General features: G+C 48.7%; 4 protein-coding genes. All 4 read right to left on the reverse strand.

Annotated elements, in window-relative coordinates; all coding sequences use genetic code 11:
- Positions 1 to 80 precede the first annotated feature (80 nt).
- A complete protein-coding gene (locus V7714_RS20505) occupies positions 81 to 587 on the reverse strand; it encodes a hypothetical protein (RefSeq protein WP_335711396.1) in 507 nt (168 codons plus the stop codon).
- 281 nt (positions 588 to 868) lie between these two features.
- Positions 869 to 1,465 carry an RHS repeat-associated core domain-containing protein gene (locus V7714_RS20660; protein ID WP_442891415.1) on the reverse strand — a complete coding sequence of 199 codons (597 nt, stop codon included), beginning with the start codon at positions 1,463 to 1,465 and terminating at the stop codon, positions 869 to 871.
- 361 nt (positions 1,466 to 1,826) lie between these two features.
- The gene (locus tag V7714_RS20510; protein WP_335711397.1) at positions 1,827 to 2,204 is read right to left on the reverse strand and encodes an ankyrin repeat domain-containing protein; all 378 of its coding nucleotides are present in this window, start codon (positions 2,202 to 2,204) and stop codon (positions 1,827 to 1,829) included.
- Positions 2,201 to 2,653: hypothetical protein (locus V7714_RS20515; RefSeq protein WP_335711398.1), on the reverse strand; the 453-nt coding region annotated here is incomplete at its 5' end. The genes V7714_RS20515 and V7714_RS20510, both read right to left, overlap by 4 nt.

Genomic DNA, 2,653 nt, shown 5'->3' on the forward strand with positions numbered 1-2,653 from the left:
CGGGCCGGTACTTGTCTCACGCCAGTGACAATACTTTATAGAAAGTTAGCAATCCCTTACGGATTAACAATGAACACCAGTTAACTATCTGACCGGTCAAATTTATGCGTGATAAACCTTGCAATCTTGGCAGCATTAAAAAATAACCCAAGGCCAATTGCCAATTCAACAACTATAAAGAAAACATCAGCCCTCCCCCTTGCATCAAGCGCAGCCCAAATAGATTCACCCCCTGAATTTAGATAGACCTGAAATAGATAGGATAAAAGATCGGGCGCAGCCAATGAAATCCCCCAGAGACCCATTAAACAAACCCCTACTGATGCCATCTCATCCGGGCGAATTTTCAGACAGTTCTCGAACTCAGTTTTTGGTATCAGGCTATGTGCCACCACCATAGGGAAGAGCCATATTAGCGCAGCAAAAATCAAATGGAAAAAACCTATTAACAGAGCCGATATTATTTCTTGAGATAGCTCTTGCGACGCCAAAGCAACCGGGATAGTTGAAAGGTATGGCACCCCAGATATAACCAACCAAATAGAAAACAATCTAACACCCAGCCCAACAATTTGTTGCGGAGTCATTTAAGCATTCCTTGTTTTGGTTTTTACTTTTCCATCGGCCCCAGCCCCTTTCTTTGCTGCGCTTAAAGCACCATAGAAAAAGGCTAGTGATACAATGCACCCGATGATTAACATCACTATCTGAGCACCATTTTCGCCAAATATAACATAGAGTAGTGACTTCAACCAACAATGCTTTGTGCACTGAAGCATGACTGGCTCGGATGATAGATAGCCAACCGTGGTAACCAGCGCACAAAACATACCCAGTAGAGCTAATAATTTTGGCGATGAACTACTATTCATCTACGGAATACCCTCCCAAGCCACCAGTTCTTTCTTGCATCATTGGCCAGTTCAAAATAGTCCTCCTCGGCTTTTTTCCCTGAGGTAGTTGCTGGTTTATAGCCACGGTAATCACAAACACAACCGCGCGGCGGATCCTCCAAGCTTGTAGCATGAGGGATAAAATCAGAGTATTTCCTTTTCCCATTATCGGGATTGGCTACACACTCCTGAGTTGCTTGAAGCGAGCATTTCCACCGTAAACACACGAACTCCCCTTGCTCTCCAAAATAACCACCAGCCTCTTCTGCATTCGCGGTATTTGGTGGTCGCAAGGTCGGCGGACTCGGCCTATGGCGACGATCATAGCGTCGCTGTGCTGCATTCCCGGAGCCGTAAGAACGACCAACATAAGGATTAGGCCTCAAACCGTCAGGATCAATATAACTCAGCGGATCTCCATCCACATACGCATACGTCGACCACTGCCCTCCCGCCAAGCCTATCGGATCACTCTGGATATACCGGCCCGTCCGCGGATCATAATCCCGGAACCCGTTGTAGAACAGCCCGCTCTCCCCATCATGGCACTGACCCGCAAACCGCAGGTTCAATACCAGCGGCTGGCCCAGCCGTTACGGGCTTCTGCGCCGCAGCCAACTCCAGCCGGATGCCTTTCCCCAGGTTGGCCAAGACGAAGAAAGCGGTGGTTCCGTGAGTCGCCGGGCATTGCGGCAAAGCTGCTGGATGTACGTACCTTGAGTCAGCGAGCGCCGCGACAGCTCAAGCGGCGCAATTCACCATACGCTTCGCACGATCACTGCTATCCACGGCGACAGCCACTTGATTGCGCTGTGACCATGGTTGAGCCCAAGTTGATTCATCCACGGCAGCGACCGCAGAAATCAATCTAACCGAACAGTATTGAGACCTGCCCCCTAGTCATAAGCGTGCTGGACAAGATGCGGTTTTTTTTCAACGGCCTGCTAACAAGCTTGCAATATCATCAAGGCCTTTCATTAATGCAAGATCAAGTGCAGTTTCATCAAAATCGTTTTTTAGGGTAAACAAGGCACCTGCGTCAAGAAGCAATCTGACCACATCACAGTGCCCCTGCCCAACAGCCTCGTGCAGCGGTGTATTACCAAACTCGCCAACCACATTAACATCAGCACCACCATCTAGTAGCGCATTTATTTCTGAAATATCACCACGAACACATGCAACATGAATTGGGCGATTTCCAAAATTACCCACTTGATTTATCTCTGTAAGTTCGATTTCACTAAATTCAGGCAAATCCTCATCAAGATAGCGCCGCAAAACATCGGCAACAGAAATTTTTTTACTCATGGTATCTGGCATCCTTTGCAGTTATCAGCAATCCATTGCTCTAATTTTTGGATTCCACGATCCAGATTTAGAATGTCATCCGCATGACGCCCAGGCAACCATTTATCATCCCAACCCTGCCTCATATTGCGGCAATCCTTATTACGCCTCAGCTTCCATTGCGCCAGCGCGCATGGATCCATACCTGGTGGCGGCGACTGATTACACCTCGCCTTATAGGCGTCATATTCCGCCCTAGCAGCAGGATCATTAATAGCCTGCTTAGCACCCGATGCATTTACACTGGAATAACTCCGACCATCCAGGCCCAATTCTTCCATCATTCGCTGTGCTGAATCGCTACGCCACGTGCTTGCCCCTACTCCCAAACCACTACTGGCAGCAGTTGCTTGGGCCGCGCCTGCAGCGCCGAGGAGGAAAAGTCCACTTGGATCGGTATAACTGAGCGG

Source organism: Chitinimonas sp. JJ19 (assembly GCF_036961565.1).
Taxonomy (GTDB): Bacteria; Pseudomonadota; Gammaproteobacteria; order Burkholderiales; family Chitinimonadaceae; genus Chitinimonas.